The organism is Pseudomonas sp. BS-2016 (assembly GCF_001806145.1).
In the GTDB taxonomy this organism is placed as follows: domain Bacteria; phylum Pseudomonadota; class Gammaproteobacteria; order Pseudomonadales; family Pseudomonadaceae; genus Aquipseudomonas; species Aquipseudomonas lundensis.
Genome location: NZ_MLCT01000030.1, coordinates 45,093 through 59,814, shown reverse-complemented (window position 1 = coordinate 59,814; position 14,722 = coordinate 45,093). Strand labels below are relative to the sequence as shown.

The 14,722-nt window shown below is 60.0% G+C and carries 12 protein-coding genes; 6 read left to right on the top strand and 6 right to left on the bottom strand.

The features are described 5' to 3' along the window. Positions 1-17: 17 nt before the first annotated feature. The 3 genes from infA to aat form a co-directional block, all read right to left on the bottom strand. Positions 18-236: a translation initiation factor IF-1 gene (gene infA / locus BKD70_RS15650; protein ID WP_002553999.1), complete on the bottom strand. Its 219-nt coding sequence runs from the start codon at positions 234-236 to the stop codon at positions 18-20. A gap of 100 nt (positions 237-336) precedes the next feature. Continuing rightward, positions 337-1,044 carry an arginyltransferase gene (locus BKD70_RS15645; RefSeq protein ID WP_047274330.1) on the bottom strand — a complete coding sequence of 236 codons (708 nt, stop codon included), beginning with the start codon at positions 1,042-1,044 and terminating at the stop codon, positions 337-339. A 108-nt stretch (positions 1,045-1,152) separates the two neighbouring features. Continuing rightward, positions 1,153-1,839, bottom strand: a complete 687-nt coding sequence (aat, locus tag BKD70_RS15640; protein ID WP_047274331.1) for a leucyl/phenylalanyl-tRNA--protein transferase — start codon at positions 1,837-1,839, stop codon at positions 1,153-1,155. A 425-nt stretch (positions 1,840-2,264) separates the two neighbouring features. On the opposite strand from aat, the gene BKD70_RS15635 reads away from it, so the two are divergent. The 6 genes from BKD70_RS15635 (at position 2,265) to cysG (ending at position 9,882) form a co-directional block, all read left to right on the top strand. Then, entirely contained in the window at positions 2,265-4,667 is a 2,403-nt protein-coding gene (locus tag BKD70_RS15635) for a DNA translocase FtsK (RefSeq protein WP_047274332.1), read from the top strand. Between the two features lie 52 nt (positions 4,668-4,719). Further along, the gene (lolA, locus tag BKD70_RS15630; RefSeq protein ID WP_047274333.1) at positions 4,720-5,343 is read left to right on the top strand and encodes an outer membrane lipoprotein chaperone LolA; all 624 of its coding nucleotides are present in this window, start codon (positions 4,720-4,722) and stop codon (positions 5,341-5,343) included. A gap of 150 nt (positions 5,344-5,493) precedes the next feature. Beyond that, entirely contained in the window at positions 5,494-6,819 is a 1,326-nt protein-coding gene (locus BKD70_RS15625) for a replication-associated recombination protein A (RefSeq protein WP_047274334.1), read from the top strand. After that, positions 6,816-7,190, top strand: a complete 375-nt coding sequence (gene crcB, locus BKD70_RS15620) for a fluoride efflux transporter CrcB (protein ID WP_047274335.1) — start codon at positions 6,816-6,818, stop codon at positions 7,188-7,190. Before BKD70_RS15625 ends, crcB begins: the two co-directional genes overlap by 4 nt. Before the next feature lie 16 nt (positions 7,191-7,206). After that, positions 7,207-8,487 carry a serine--tRNA ligase gene (gene serS, locus BKD70_RS15615; protein WP_047274336.1) on the top strand — a complete coding sequence of 427 codons (1,281 nt, stop codon included), beginning with the start codon at positions 7,207-7,209 and terminating at the stop codon, positions 8,485-8,487. Further along, a complete protein-coding gene (gene cysG / locus BKD70_RS15610; protein ID WP_047274337.1) occupies positions 8,488-9,882 on the top strand; it encodes a siroheme synthase CysG in 1,395 nt (464 codons plus the stop codon). A 38-nt stretch (positions 9,883-9,920) separates the two neighbouring features. Here the strand turns inward: cysG and BKD70_RS15605 are convergent, their stop codons facing one another. The 3 genes from BKD70_RS15605 to BKD70_RS15595 all read right to left on the bottom strand — a co-directional run bounded on the left by BKD70_RS15605 (position 9,921) and on the right by BKD70_RS15595 (position 14,701). Then, a complete protein-coding gene (locus BKD70_RS15605) occupies positions 9,921-11,108 on the bottom strand; it encodes an osmoprotectant NAGGN system M42 family peptidase (protein ID WP_047274338.1) in 1,188 nt (395 codons plus the stop codon). Positions 11,109-11,179: 71 nt separating this feature from the next. Beyond that, on the bottom strand, positions 11,180-12,925 hold the full coding sequence (gene ngg / locus BKD70_RS15600) for an N-acetylglutaminylglutamine synthetase (protein WP_047274339.1): 1,746 nt from the start codon (positions 12,923-12,925) through the stop codon (positions 11,180-11,182). Between the two features lie 3 nt (positions 12,926-12,928). Continuing rightward, on the bottom strand, positions 12,929-14,701 hold the full coding sequence (locus tag BKD70_RS15595) for an N-acetylglutaminylglutamine amidotransferase (protein ID WP_047274340.1): 1,773 nt from the start codon (positions 14,699-14,701) through the stop codon (positions 12,929-12,931). Positions 14,702-14,722: the final 21 nt, after the last annotated feature.

Here is a 14,722-nt window from a genome sequence, read left to right as displayed (position 1 = left end):
GTTTTGTATTGACTTGATTAGCGAGCGCGGTAAGTGATGCGCCCTTTGCTCAAGTCATAGGGCGTCAGCTCGACGCGCACTTTGTCACCGGTAAGAATACGAATGTAGTTCTTGCGCATCTTGCCGGAGATATGCGCGGTTACGACGTGCCCATTTTCCAACTCCACGCGAAACATGGTGTTGGGCAGGGTGTCGACGACAGTGCCTTCCATTTCGAAGCTGTCTTCTTTCGACATGCAGTAAAGCCCTCGGTGTCCAGTGAATGGCCCGGTGCAACTGCGCCAGGCAAAAGCGGCGTGCATTGTGCCCGAAAAGTGGGGTTCACGCCAAGGGGGTTCAGTAAAGAGTGCTCCATCTTTGGTTAATCAGCAGTTCAATAGGCCTGTATTCGGTCTTGTAATTCATTTTTTTGCAGTTTTTGATCCAGTAACCGAGGTAAACGGCTTCCAGTCCAAGGCGCTCGGCTTCCGTGATTTGCCACAGGATGCAATAGCGGCCCAGGCTGCGCCGCTCTTCGTCGGGATCATAAAAGGTGTAAACCGCAGACAGGCCGTTAGGCAGCACATCTGTTACGGCCACTGCCAGCAGCCGTCCGTCGAGCCTGAATTCATAGAATCTGGAAAATGGCAGGTCGCGCACCAGAAACGTCGAAAATTGATCGCGGCTGGGCGGGTACATATCGCCATCGGCATGGCGTTGCTCGATGTAGCGCTGATACAGGTCGAAGTGTTCTTCGCTGAACCCCGGCCTGGCCACCTGCACGTGCAGGTCTGCATTGCGCTTGAAGATGCGCTTTTGCTGACGGCTCGGGTTAAAAAGCGCCACAGGGATGCGTGTTGCCGTGCATGCATCGCATCGCAGGCAGTGTGGGCGGTAAAGGTGGTCGCCACTGCGGCGAAAGCCCATTTCGGACAAGTCGGCGTACACCTGCACGTCCATCGGCTGGCTGGGATCGAGGAACAGCGTCGTGGCTTGTTCGTCGGGCAGGTAGCTGCAAGCGTGAGGTTGAGTGGCATAAAACTTCAAACGCGCCAGCTCGGTCATGATCGGCCCTCGGTGAATCCTTGAATTAAGTGTAAGCCAGCTCGGAAAACTCGCCCGTTAAACCTGGAGTGTTCTCCCGCACTCGGCGCGGGCAACTTTGCGCTACGGTCATGCTTGGCGGGGCCAGCAGGCGGTTGTCGGTTGGTCGAGATGGTTGTGCAGGTAATCGGCGAACTGCGCGCGCGGGATGGAGCGTGCGCCGAGGCTTTCGAGATGGCGGGTAGGCATCTGACAGTCAATCAAGACAAATCCCCAGGCCTGAAGCTGTTTGACCAGGGCGGCAAATCCGACTTTGGACGCGTTGTCGGCGCGGCTGAACATGGATTCGCCAAAAAACAGCTGGCCCATCGCCAGGCCGTACAACCCGCCCACCAGTTCATCGTTCTCCCACACCTCAACAGAATGGGCGTGTCCACGTTCGTGCAGTTCGATGTAAGCATTTTGCATGTCGTCCGTGATCCACGTGCCATCGGCGTAGGCGCGTGGTGCCGCGCAGGCCTGGATGACCGCCACAAAATCCCGGTCGTAGGTAACGGTGTATCGCTGCTGGCGCAGCACTTTGCCCAAACTGCGTGAAACATGCAGCTCATCCGGAAATAGCACCGTGCGCGGGTCTGGCGACCACCACAGGATGGGCTGGCCTTCGGAAAACCACGGAAAACAGCCATGACGATAGGCCTGGACCAGGCGGTCGGCCGACAAATCGCCGCCTGCGGCAAGTAAACCATTGGGCTCGCGCATGGCGTTGGCCAAGGGGGGGAATGTCAGGGAGTCGCGTTTCAACCAGGTCAGCATGGCATTGAGTCTTACAGTAGAAGGGGAGGGCGGCTGCAACTCTGTCGCGCAAGTGCGGTCTCAGTCGATCTGGCAGTCAATTCAGGGGCTGTGCGGCGCCTGTTATAAGTCTTTGTCACACAAGGCAATGCATGCTCAAATTGGCGCTTTGGGGCGTAGCACAAGACAATTTCTGTAACCTCGGGTGCCAGCATGGCATCGGCGGCTCAAACCCGTACAATGGCCCGCCTGTTTGAGCTGTTCTAAGCTGCACAGTATTCACTGTTTTACATGGCGGGCTGGTCATGAAAAAACACGTAATAGTACAAGGCTGTGTGTAAGGCTAGTCCAGTTTCATGTCTGAACTTGTCACCTGCTCGCCGTGAGCAGTATTTTTGCAGTCAATCCATAGTAGGGCGCGCCACAGGCGCAGGAAAACACGCGTTTTGAAGAAATCCACAGCAGCACCTAAAGAAGTTCCTCTCTGGCGTCAGCAATTGCACTACCGGCTCAAGGAAGGTGCGTTGATTGCGATTGGCGCCCTTTGCCTGTTCCTGATGATGGCGTTGCTGACCTATGCCAAAGACGATCCCGGCTGGAGTCATAACAGCCGCGTGGTGGATGTGCAGAACTTCGGCGGGCCTGCCGGTTCTTACAGCGCGGACATCCTGTTCATGGTGCTGGGCTACTTCGCCTACATCTTTCCGCTGCTGCTGGCGGTCAAGGCTTACCAGATCTTCCGTGAGCGGCATCAGCCCTGGCAGTGGAGCGGCTGGCTGTTTTCGTGGCGTCTGATCGGGCTGGTGTTTCTGGTGCTGTCCGGCGCGGCCCTGGCCCACATTCATTTTCACTCGGCTTCCGGCCTGCCGGCAGGTGCCGGTGGTGCACTGGGCGAAAGCCTGGGGGATCTGGCCAGGAACGCGTTGAACGTGCAGGGCAGTACGCTGCTGCTGATTGCGTTGTTCCTGTTTGGCCTGACCGTATTCACGGACTTGTCGTGGTTCAAGGTGATGGATCTGACGGGCAAGATCACCCTTGATCTGTTTGAGTTGATTCAGGGCGCAGCCAATCGCTGGTGGTCAGATCGTGCTGAACGCAAGCAACTGCAAGCGCAATTGCGAGAAGTCGACACCCGTGTCAGTGAAGTGGTGGCTCCCAGCGTTTCCGACAAGCGCGAGCAGGCCAAGGCCAAGGAGCGCCTGATCGAGCGCGAACAGGCCCTGAGCAAGCACATGTCTGAACGTGAAAAACACGTGCCGGCCGTGATTACCCCAGTGCCCACCAAGGCGCCGGAGCCCAGCAAGCGCGTGCAGAAAGAGAAGCAGGTGCCGCTGTTTGTCGACAGTGCGGTTGAAGGCACGCTGCCACCGATCTCGATTCTCGACCCGGCCGAAAAGAAGCAGCTCAACTACTCCCCTGAATCACTGGCGGCGGTGGGGCATCTGCTCGAGATCAAGCTCAAGGAGTTCGGCGTAGAGGTCTCGGTGGACTCCATCCACCCGGGCCCGGTCATTACCCGTTACGAGATTCAGCCCGCAGCAGGCGTCAAAGTCAGTCGCATTGCCAACCTGGCCAAGGACCTTGCTCGTTCTCTGGCGGTAACCAGCGTGCGGGTGGTTGAAGTCATTCCGGGTAAAACCACCGTGGGTATCGAGATCCCTAACGAAGACCGCCAGATCGTGCGTTTCAGCGAAGTGCTGTCGACCCCCGAATTTGATAATGCCAAGTCGCCCGTTGCCCTGGCCCTGGGGCATGACATCGGCGGCAAACCGGTGATTACCGATCTGGCGAAAATGCCGCACTTGCTGGTAGCCGGTACTACGGGTTCCGGTAAGTCGGTTGGCGTCAACGCAATGATTCTGTCGATCCTGTTCAAGTCGGGCCCGGAAGACGCCAAGCTGATCATGATTGACCCGAAAATGCTCGAACTGTCGATTTACGAAGGCATCCCGCACTTGCTGTGCCCAGTAGTGACCGACATGAAAGACGCCGCCAACGCCTTGCGCTGGAGCGTGGCGGAGATGGAGCGTCGCTACAAGCTGATGGCCAAGATGGGCGTGCGTAACCTCGCGGGCTTCAACCAGAAGATCAAGGACGCCCAAGAAGCGGGCGAGCCGTTGACCGATCCGCTGTACAAGCGCGAAAGCATCCACGACGAAGCGCCGCTGCTGACCAAATTGCCGACCATCGTCGTGGTGGTCGACGAATTTGCCGACATGATGATGATCGTCGGCAAGAAGGTGGAAGAGCTGATTGCCCGCATTGCGCAAAAGGCCCGGGCGGCGGGCATTCACTTGATTCTCGCGACCCAGCGTCCTTCTGTGGATGTGATCACCGGTCTGATCAAGGCCAACATTCCGACCCGCATGGCGTTTCAGGTGTCGAGCAAGATCGACTCCCGGACCATCATCGACCAGGGCGGTGCCGAGCAACTGCTGGGGCACGGTGACATGCTCTACATGCCGCCTGGCACTAGCTTGCCGATTCGCGTGCATGGCGCGTTTGTGTCCGACGAAGAAGTGCACCGTGTGGTTGAAGCCTGGAAGCTGCGCGGCAGCCCGGATTACAACGACGACATCCTCAGCGGGGTGGAAGAAGCAGGCAGCGGCTTTGAGGGCGGTGGTAGCGAAGGCGGTGATGATGCAGAAACCGACGCCTTGTATGACGAAGCTGTCCAGTTTGTACTGGAAAGCCGTCGCGCCTCTATTTCAGCCGTTCAGCGAAAATTGAAAATCGGCTACAACCGCGCGGCCCGCATGATTGAATCCATGGAAATGGCCGGGGTTGTAACCTCCATGAACACCAATGGCTCGCGTGAAGTTCTGGCGCCGGCCCCACTACGCGACTGATCGGCCCGCGGCGCACTCGCGGGCTGGGTTTAACTAATCAAAGAGGGTTTTCATGCGTTTTTTCAGCATGCTGTTGCTACCGGTTCTGGCTATGTCTTCTCTTGCGGCTCATGCCGGCGAACAGGACGTAAAACGGTTAGGCCAACTGTTGGGACAGTCCAATACCATCTCGGCCCGTTTCAGTCAGTTGACGCTGGATGGCAGCGGCACTCAATTGCAGGAAACGGCCGGTGTCATGTCGGTCAAGCGCCCGGGGCTGTTCTACTGGCACACCGATGCGCCTCAAGAACAGACCATGATCTCGGATGGCAATAAAGTCACTCTTTGGGACCCGGACCTGGAGCAGGTGACCATCAAGAAGCTGGATGAGCGTTTGAACCAGACCCCTGCTTTGCTGTTGTCGGGAGACGTCTCAAAAATTGATCAGAGTTTTGACGTCACCTCCAAGCCGTCGGGAGAGGTGTTGGAGTTCATGTTGAAACCCAAAACCAAAGACACCCTGTTCGACTCGCTCAGGTTGTCTTTCCGCAACGGCAAGATCAACGATATGCAATTGATCGACAGTGTCGGTCAGCGCACCAATATCCTGTTCAGCGGGGTGAAGGTGAATGAAGACATTCCTGCCAGCACATTCAAGTTTGTCGTGCCCAAAGGTGCTGATGTCATCCAGGAGTAACTCACTGTGCCGATCGGGCGGTGACGCGCGGCTAGTATTTTTCTGGCCGTGCCAGAGCGGTTTTTTCGCGCAGTCAGCGCCCCCGTGGCAGGGCGTGAGCATCGCCATGGCATTGGCCCGCAGCACACACGTGAGGTTGTTTAAACAGTGATGGACCTGTTTCGAAGTGCACCAATCGCTCAGCCTCTGGCAGCCCGTTTGCGCGCCGCCAATCTGGATGAGTACGTGGGCCAGCAACATCTGTTGGCCCGCGGCAAGCCCCTGCGTGAAGCGCTGGAACAGGGCGCGTTGCACTCGATGATCTTCTGGGGCCCGCCGGGCGTGGGCAAAACCACGTTGGCGCGGTTGCTGGCGCAAGTGTCTGACGCGCACTTTGAAACCGTGTCAGCGGTGCTGGCGGGGGTTAAAGAGATTCGCCAGGCCGTGGAAGTGGCCAAGCAACAGGCCGGTCAATATGGCCGTCGCACCATCCTGTTCGTCGATGAAGTCCACCGTTTCAACAAGTCGCAGCAGGACGCGTTCCTGCCGTATGTTGAAGACGGCACACTGATTTTTATCGGCGCTACCACCGAAAACCCGTCTTTCGAGCTCAACAACGCACTGCTGTCGCGGGCGCGGGTGTACGTACTCAAAAGTCTGGATGAAGCGGCCTTGCTCAAGTTGGTGCAACGCGCCCTGACCGAAGAAAAGGGCTTGGGCAAGCGGGGGCTGACCCTCAGCGATGAGGGCTTTCACGTGCTGCTCAGGGCTGCCGACGGCGACGGTCGGCGCCTGCTCAACCTGCTTGAAAACGCGGCTGACCTGGCTGAAGACCACAGCGAAATCGGGACTGACCTGCTGCAAAGCTTGCTCGGCGATACCCAGCGACGTTTCGACAAAGGCGGCGAAGCGTTCTACGACCAGATATCGGCCCTGCACAAATCGGTGCGCGGCTCCAATCCCGACGGCGCGCTGTACTGGTTCGCGCGGATGATCGATGGCGGCTGCGACCCGCTGTACATCGCGCGCCGGGTGGTGCGCATGGCCAGTGAAGACATCGGTAACGCGGATCCACGGGCCCTGAGCCTGTGTCTGGCCGCCTGGGACGTACAAGAGCGTCTCGGCAGCCCTGAAGGCGAACTAGCTGTGGCGCAGGCCATTACCTACTTGGCCTGCGCGCCTAAAAGCAATGCGGTGTACATGGGGTTCAAAGCTGCGCTGCGCAGTGCGTCGGAATATGGCTCGCTTGAAGTGCCGCTGCACTTACGCAATGCGCCGACCAAACTGATGAAGCAGCTCGGTTATGGCGACGAGTACCGTTACGCCCACGATGAGCCGGATGCCTACGCAGCGGGGGAGGATTATTTCCCCGATGAACTGGAGCCTTTGCCGCTCTATCAACCGGTGCCGCGCGGCCTTGAGCTTAAAATCGGCGAGAAGCTCAAGCACTTGGCCGCACTGGACCGTGCCAGCCCCTTGCAGCGGAGAAAACCTTGATTCCATTGGTCGCAGCTGTTTCTATCGGCGGTGTCGCCGGCACGTTGTTGCGCTTTGCGACCGGAAACTGGATCAACGCCAATTGGCCGCGGCACTTCTATACCGCGACATTGGCCGTTAATATCGTGGGCTGCCTGCTGATTGGCATTCTTTACGGACTTTTCCTGATCCGCCCGGAAGTACCGATCGAGGTCCGTGCCGGACTCCTGGTGGGTTTCCTGGGCGGTTTGACCACCTTTTCATCCTTTTCACTGGATACGGTGCGCCTGCTTGAAAGCGGGCAAGTGCCACTGGCACTGGGCTATGCGGCTCTCAGCGTATTCGGCGGGCTGCTCGCAACCTGGGCTGGCCTGTCCCTGACCAAACTTTGATAAACGAGAAACCGACATGCTCGATTCCAAACTGTTACGTAGCAACCTTCAGGACGTAGCGGACCGCCTGGCATCCCGAGGCTTCACGCTGGACGTGGCGCGCATTGACGCGCTCGAAGCCAAGCGCAAGGAAGTCCAGACCCTGACCGAGAAGCTGCAGGCAGAGCGTAATGCGATCTCCAAAAGTATCGGTCAAGCCAAGGCGCGCGGCGAAGACATCGCGCCGCTGATGGCCAGCGTAGAAACCATGGGCAGCGATCTGGCCAACGGCAAGGTTGAGCTGGACGCCATCCAGACTGAACTGGATTCGATCCTGCTGAGCCTGCCTAACCTGCCCGACGCTTCTGTGCCTGTGGGCGCGGACGAAGACGACAACGTCGAGATCCGTCGCTGGGGTACACCGGCTGCGTTCGATTTCGATATCAAGGACCACGTCGCGCTCGGCGAGCAACACGGCTGGCTGGATTTCGAAACGGCCGCCAAATTGTCCGGAGCACGTTTTGCCTTGTTGCGTGGCCCGATTGCCCGCCTGCACCGCGCCCTGGCGCAGTTCATGTTGAACCTGCACATCAATGAACACGGCTATGAAGAGGCCTACACGCCTTACCTGGTTCAGGCCCCGGCGTTGCAGGGGACTGGCCAGTTGCCCAAGTTCGAAGAAGACCTGTTCAAGATCAGCCGCGAAGGCGAAGCGGATCTGTACCTGATCCCGACCGCTGAAGTGTCGTTGACCAATATCGTGTCCGGCGAAATCGTCGACCACAAAAACCTGCCGATCAAGTTCGTGGCTCACACCCCGTGTTTCCGCAGTGAAGCCGGTGCGTCGGGTCGCGATACACGCGGCATGATCCGCCAACACCAGTTCGACAAGGTTGAAATGGTGCAGATCGTCGAGCCGTCCACCTCGATGGATGCGCTGGAAGGCCTGGTGGGTAACGCGGAAAAAGTGCTGCAACTGCTTGAACTGCCGTACCGCACCCTGGCGCTGTGCACCGGGGACATGGGGTTCAGTGCGGTCAAGACCTACGATCTGGAAGTGTGGATTCCGAGCCAGGAAAAATACCGCGAAATTTCCTCGTGCTCCAACTGTGGCGATTTCCAGGCGCGCCGCATGCAGGCGCGTTTCCGTAACCCGGAAACCGGCAAGCCGGAGCTGGTGCATACCTTGAACGGTTCGGGTCTGGCGGTGGGCCGTACGCTGGTGGCGGTGCTGGAAAACTACCAGCAGGCAGACGGTTCGATCCGTGTACCGGACGTGCTCAAGCCTTACATGGGCGGCATCGAGGTCATCGGCTAAATGGAGTTTCTGCCGCTGTTTCATAACCTGCGTGGCAGCCGTGTCCTGGTGGTCGGCGGCGGGGAGATTGCCTTGCGCAAGTCCCGCCTGCTGGCAGACGCCGGCGCGGTGTTGCGGGTGGTTGCACCCGCCATTGAGCCGCAGTTGTGCGCGTTGATCGACAGCAGCGGTGGTGAGCAAGTCTTGCGCGGCTATGAGGAGGCAGACCTGCAAGGGTGTGTACTGATCATTGCCGCAACGGACGACGAACCACTCAATGCCCAAGTCAGCGCCGATGCTCATCGGCGTTGCGTGCCGGTCAATGTGGTGGATGCGCCTGCGTTGTGCAGTGTGATATTCCCGGCGATCGTCGATCGCTCGCCGTTGGTGATTGCGGTGTCCAGCGGGGGCGATGCGCCCGTGCTGGCCCGCTTGATCCGCGCCAAGCTCGAAACCTGGATTCCTTCGACCTACGGTCAACTGGCGGGTCTGGCTGCGCGTTTTCGTGCCCAGGTCAAAGGCCTGTTCCCTGACGTGCAACAGCGTCGAGCGTTTTGGGAAGACGTGTTTCAGGGGCCGATTGCTGACCGCCAACTGGCCGGGCAGGGCGCAGAAGCCGAGCGTCTGTTGCTCGCCAAAATCAATGGCGAAGCGACGCTGGCCACCGGCGAGGTTTACCTTGTGGGAGCCGGGCCGGGCGATCCGGACTTGCTGACCTTCCGCGCACTGCGCTTGATGCAACAGGCCGATGTGGTGCTGTACGACCGCCTTGTGGCGCCTGCGATTCTGGAACTGTGCCGCCGTGATGCCGAACGTATTTATGTCGGTAAGCGCCGTGCCGATCATGCGGTCCCGCAAGACCAGATCAACCAGCAGTTGGTGGATCTGGCCAAGCAGGGCAAGCGTGTGGTGCGCCTCAAAGGGGGCGACCCGTTCATCTTTGGTCGCGGGGGGGAGGAAATCGAAGAACTGGCCGCCCACGGGATTCCGTTCCAAGTGGTGCCGGGCATTACGGCCGCCAGCGGGTGTGCGGCGTATGCCGGTATTCCGCTGACCCATCGTGACCACGCGCAGTCTGTGCGATTCGTCACCGGTCACCTGAAAGACGGCACCAGCAACTTGCCGTGGAGCGATCTGGTCGCCCCGGCGCAAACCCTGGTGTTTTACATGGGGCTGGTGGGGTTGCCGATCATCTGCGAACAGTTGATCCGCCATGGTCGTTCTGCGGACACCCCGGCCGCCTTGATCCAGCAGGGCACGACCACCAATCAGCGGGTATTCACCGGCACGCTGGGCAATCTGGCCACGCTGGTCGCTGAGCACGAAGTCCATGCACCTACCTTGGTGATCGTAGGCGAAGTCGTACTGCTGCGTGAGAAACTTGCGTGGTTTGAAGGGGCGCAGGCCGAGGTCTAAGTTCCACCCCTCACCCTGGCCTGGGTGAGGGGCTTTTATCACGTGCGGTTATCGCCCACCAGGCTATCCACTGACGGCACCCGTGTGTCGCTCTCCATTTGCGTGTCGTGCTCCAGCTGGTGACTGAACCTGTCCAGCGAGCCCTGCGCCGGCTGCGCATCGCTGGCAAACACCGGCGGGCTCATCATGTACGCCCCAAGCAAGCGACTTAACGCCGCCAGACTGTCGATGTGGGTGCGTTCATAGCCATGCGTGGCATCACAGCCAAATGCCAGCAGCGCACAGCGAATATCGTGCCCCGCCGTGACCGCTGAATGCGCATCGCTGAAGTAGTAGCGAAACATGTCCCGGCGTACCGGCAATTCGTTCTCCGCGCCCAGGCGCAGCAAATGCCGCGACAGGTGATAGTCATACGGGCCGCCTGAATCCTGCATCGCCACGCTCACCGCGTGTTCGCTGGAATGCTGGCCGGGTGCTACCGGGGCAATGTCGATCCCGACAAACTCACTCACGTCCCAAGGCAGGGCGGCAGCAGCCCCGCTGCCGGTTTCTTCGGTGATGGTGAACAGCGGGTGACAGTCGATTTGCGGCTGTTCGCCACTTTCTACAATCGCCTTCAACGCGGCCAGCAATGCGGCCACCCCGGCTTTGTCATCCAGATGCCGGGCGCTGATGTGGCCGCTTTCGGTGAATTCCGGCAATGGGTCGAACGCCACGAAGTCCCCCACGTTGACCCCCAGCGAATCGCAGTCGGCGCGGGTCGCGCAGTACGCATCAAGGCGCAGCTCGATGTGGTCCCAACTGATCGGCAGTTCATCGACGCCGGTGTTGAAGGCATGCCCTGATGCCATTAAAGGCAACACGCTGCCACGGATCACGCCGTTGTCGGTAAACAGGCTCACGCGGCTGCCTTCGGCAAAACGGCTGGACCAGCAGCCTACCGGGGCCAGCACCAGACGGCCGTTGTCCTTGATCGCACGCACGCTGGCGCCAATGGTGTCCAAATGCGCAGACACGGCGCGATCCGGGCTGTTTTTCTGCCCCTTGAGGGTGGCGCGCAAAGTGCCGCGACGGGTCAGTTCAAAGGGAATACCCAGCTCCTCAAGGCGCTCTGCTACGTAACGCACAATGGTGTCGGTGAAACCGGTGGGGCTGGGGATGGCGAGCATTTCCAGCAATACCCGTTGCAGGTAATCGAGGTCGGGTTCGGGAACAGTGCGGTTCATAAAGACTCCTGAAACGAGGCCCACCGCGCGCACGGCGTGCGGCGGGCCTGACGGGATGTTCAGCGACTGGCCTAAGGCGCAGGCTGACGGTGAGGGAACAACAAGTCGATGAAGCGCTCGGCGGTGGGTTGCGGTTCGTGGTTGGCCAGCCCGACCCGCTCATTGGCTTCGATAAACACGTACTCGGGTTGATCGGCGGCGGGGACCATCAAGTCGAGCCCGACCACCGGGATATCCAGTGCGCGCGCGGCCCGCACAGCGGCATCCGCGAGCACCGGGTGCAAGATGTCGGTGACATCTTCCAGGCAGCCGCCGGTGTGCAGGTTGGCAGCGCGGCGCACCGCCAGCGTTTCGCCCGCGGGCAGCACACTGGCGTATTCATACCCGGCAGCCTGAACCGTGCGCTCGGTTTCCGCGTCGACCGGAATACGACTCTCCCCATCGGTGGCGGCCTGCCGTCGGCGGCTCTGCGCTTGGATCAATTGCAGGATGCTGTGATGACCATCGCCCACCACTTGGGCTGGGCGCCGGATAGCGGCGGCCACCACTTCAAAGCCGATCACCACAATGCGCAGGTCGAGGCCTTCGTGGAAACTCTCAAGCAGCACGCGACTGTCAAACGACCGTGCGGCTTCAATGGCCTGCTGCACCTGCTGAATGTCGCTCAAGTCAACGGCCACGCCATTGCCTTGCTCGCCGTCCAGCGGTTTGACCACGATGCGTGCGTGTTGCTCCAGAAACGCCAGGTTGTCATCGGCTTCGCCCGCCAGTTGTTGCGTAGGCAAGCTCAGGCCCGCGGCACTCAACACCTTGTGGGTCAGGCTTTTGTCCTGACACAAACTCATGCTGATGGCGCTGGTCAGGTCCGACAGCGACTCGCGGCACCGAATGCGCCGCCCGCCGTGGCTCAGGGTAAACAGACCGGCGCTGGCGTCATCAATCTGCACGTCAATCCCGCGCTTGTAGGCTTCTTCCACCAAAATCCGCGCATAAGGATTGAGCCCGGCTTCAGGGCCGGGGCCCAGGAACAGAGGCTGATTGATGCCGTTCTTGCGCTTGATGGCAAAGGTCGACAGGGTGCGAAACCCCAGCTTGTTGTAGAGATTCTTCGCCTGTTGGTTGTCGTGCAGCACCGACAGGTCGAGGTAGCTCAGGCCACGGCTCATGAAATGCTCCACCAGATGGCGCACCAGCACCTCGCCTACGCCAGGTCGCGGGCACAGCGGATCGACCGCCAGGCACCACAGGCTGCTGCCGTTTTCCGGGTCGTGAAACGCGGTGTGGTGATTCAAGCCCATGACGCTGCCGATCACGGCGCCGCTGTCCTCATCTTCCGCAATCCAGTACACCGGGCCGCCCTGATGGCGGGCCGTGAGCAGGGTCGGGTCAATCGGCAACATGCTGCGGGCGATGTACAGCGAATTGATGGCCTCCCAGTCAGCATCGGTTTGCGCCCGGCGAATGCGGAAGCCGCGAAACACGCGGGTGGCCTGGCGGTAATCGGTAAACCACAGGCGCAAAGTGTCCGAGGGGTCGAGAAACAACTGTTGCGGCGACTGCGCCAGCACCTGTTGCGGCGCGGCCACATACAGGGCGATGTCACGCTCGCCGGTTTGCTCATTCAGCAGTTCGTTGGCCAGGCTGGCCGGGTCGGGAAAGGTGTGCCCGATCAGCAGGCGTCCCCATCCGCAGTGCACAGCAACCGGTTGGGTATCCAGTGCGCTGCCGTCTTCGGCGAAGCGCGCTTGCAGGCGTTCGTAGGAGGGTGCTTGTCCGCGCAGCAAGCGTTGGCTGTAAGCGGTGGCGAGGGGTTTCATGGGTCAGATTCCTTGTTCGCTCAGCCACAGGTTCAGGGCTGCCAGTTGCCACAGTTTGGAGCCATTGAGCGGCGTTAACTGGCTTTGCGGGTGGGTCAGCAAGCGGTCCAGCATCGCGGGCTGGAACAGGCCGCGGTCTTGGCTCGGATCGAGCAGCAAGTCACGCACCCAGTTCAGGGTGTCGCCCTGTAAATGTTTCAGACCGGGGACCGGGAAGTACCCTTTTTTACGGTCGATCACCTCGCTGGGGATCACCCGCCGGGCGGCTTCTTTAAGCACCTGCTTGCCGCCATCGGGCAGCTTGAAACGTGCCGGGATACGCGCCGAGAGTTCGGCCAGGCGGTAGTCAAGAAACGGCGTACGTGCCTCAAGGCCCCAGGCCATGGTCATGTTGTCGACCCGTTTGACCGGGTCATCCACCAGCATCACCGTGCTGTCCAGGCGCAGCGCCTTGTCCACGCCTGCGTCGGCACCCGGCTGGGCGAAGTGCTCGCGCACAAAGTCCCCGGCAGCGTCATTGGCCGTGAGCCATTGTGGCTGCACGGTGGCTTTGTATTCGTCGTAGCTGCGATCAAAGAACGCCTCGCGATAGGCCGTATACGGATCGCTGGCGCCATCGACCTGCGGATACCAGTGATAACCGGCGAAAAGCTCATCGGCGCCCTGACCGCTCTGCACCACTTTGCAATGCTTGGCGACTTCGCGCGACAGCAGGTAAAAGGCGATGCAGTCATGGCTGACCATCGGCTCGCTCATGGCGCGGAAAGCCGCAGGCAATTGCTCGATGATTTCGTGTTCGCCAATGCGCAGCTGGTGATGACGGGTGCCGTAATGCTTGGCAATCAGGTCTGAATACTGGAATTCATCACCCCGTTCACCGCCTGCGTCCTCAAAACCGATGGAAAAGGTCGACAAGTCTTGTACGCCAACCTCGCGCAGTAACCCTACCAACAAGCTGGAGTCCACACCGCCGGAGAGCAGCACGCCGACATCCACCGCCGCGCGTTGACGAATGGCCACGGCTTCACGGGTGCTGTCGAGTACGCGGTCGCGCCAGTCTTCGAGTGTGAAGTGAGCCTCGTCGGCGTGGGGGCCATAGGGCAAGGTCCACCAGGTTTTCTGCTCCGTATTGCCTTGGGCATCGATGCGTAGCCACGTCGCAGGCGGCAGCTTTTCAATACCCGCAACCAGCGTGCGCGGGGCCGGCACCACCGCATGAAAATTCAGGTAATGGTTAAGCGCAACCGGGTCGAGCATCGGGCTGATATCGCCACCCTTGAGCAGGGCTGGCAGGGTTGAGGCGAAGCGCAACCGTTCGCCGGTGCGCGACAGGTACAGCGGCTTGACGCCCAAACGGTCGCGGGCAATGAACAGGCGCTTGGCGTCCCGCTCCCAAATGGCAAAGGCAAACATGCCATTGAGCTTGGGCAGCAACGCCTCGCCCCACGCGTGATACCCCTTGAGCAGCACTTCGGTGTCGCCCCCGGAATAAAAGGCATACCCCAAGGCTTCCAGTTCGGCGCGGAGTTCAGGGAAGTTGTAGATCGCCCCGTTGAACGCCAGGGAAAGGCCCAATTGGCTGTCGATCATGGGCTGCGCAGAACCATCGGACAGGTCCATGATTTTCAGGCGGCGATGACCGAGGGCTATCGGCCCTTGACTGTGAAATCCCCAGGCATCGGGACCACGGGGTGCAAGGTGGTGGGTGATGCGTTCGATGGCTGCCAGGTCGGCAGGTTGTTGATCAAAACGTAACTCTCCAGCTAATCCGCACATATTCCATTGGGCCTTGTATTT

Bases quoted from the DNA above. Each gene is read 5' to 3' on its own strand.
- aat (WP_047274331.1), bottom strand. From the start codon at position 1,839: ATGCTGACCTGGTTGAAACGCGACTCCCTGACATTCCCCCCCTTGGCC.
- lolA (WP_047274333.1), top strand. From the start codon at position 4,720: ATGCGTTTTTTCAGCATGCTGTTGCTACCGGTTCTGGCTATGTCTTCT.
- ngg (WP_047274339.1), bottom strand. From the start codon at position 12,925: ATGAAACCCCTCGCCACCGCTTACAGCCAACGCTTGCTGCGCGGACAA.
- BKD70_RS15645 (WP_047274330.1), bottom strand. From the start codon at position 1,044: ATGACCGAGCTGGCGCGTTTGAAGTTTTATGCCACTCAACCTCACGCT.
- BKD70_RS15605 (WP_047274338.1), bottom strand. From the start codon at position 11,108: ATGAACCGCACTGTTCCCGAACCCGACCTCGATTACCTGCAACGGGTA.
- BKD70_RS15625 (WP_047274334.1), top strand. From the start codon at position 5,494: ATGGACCTGTTTCGAAGTGCACCAATCGCTCAGCCTCTGGCAGCCCGT.
- BKD70_RS15595 (WP_047274340.1), bottom strand. From the start codon at position 14,701: ATGTGCGGATTAGCTGGAGAGTTACGTTTTGATCAACAACCTGCCGAC.
- cysG (WP_047274337.1), top strand. From the start codon at position 8,488: ATGGAGTTTCTGCCGCTGTTTCATAACCTGCGTGGCAGCCGTGTCCTG.
- serS (WP_047274336.1), top strand. From the start codon at position 7,207: ATGCTCGATTCCAAACTGTTACGTAGCAACCTTCAGGACGTAGCGGAC.
- infA (WP_002553999.1), bottom strand. From the start codon at position 236: ATGTCGAAAGAAGACAGCTTCGAAATGGAAGGCACTGTCGTCGACACC.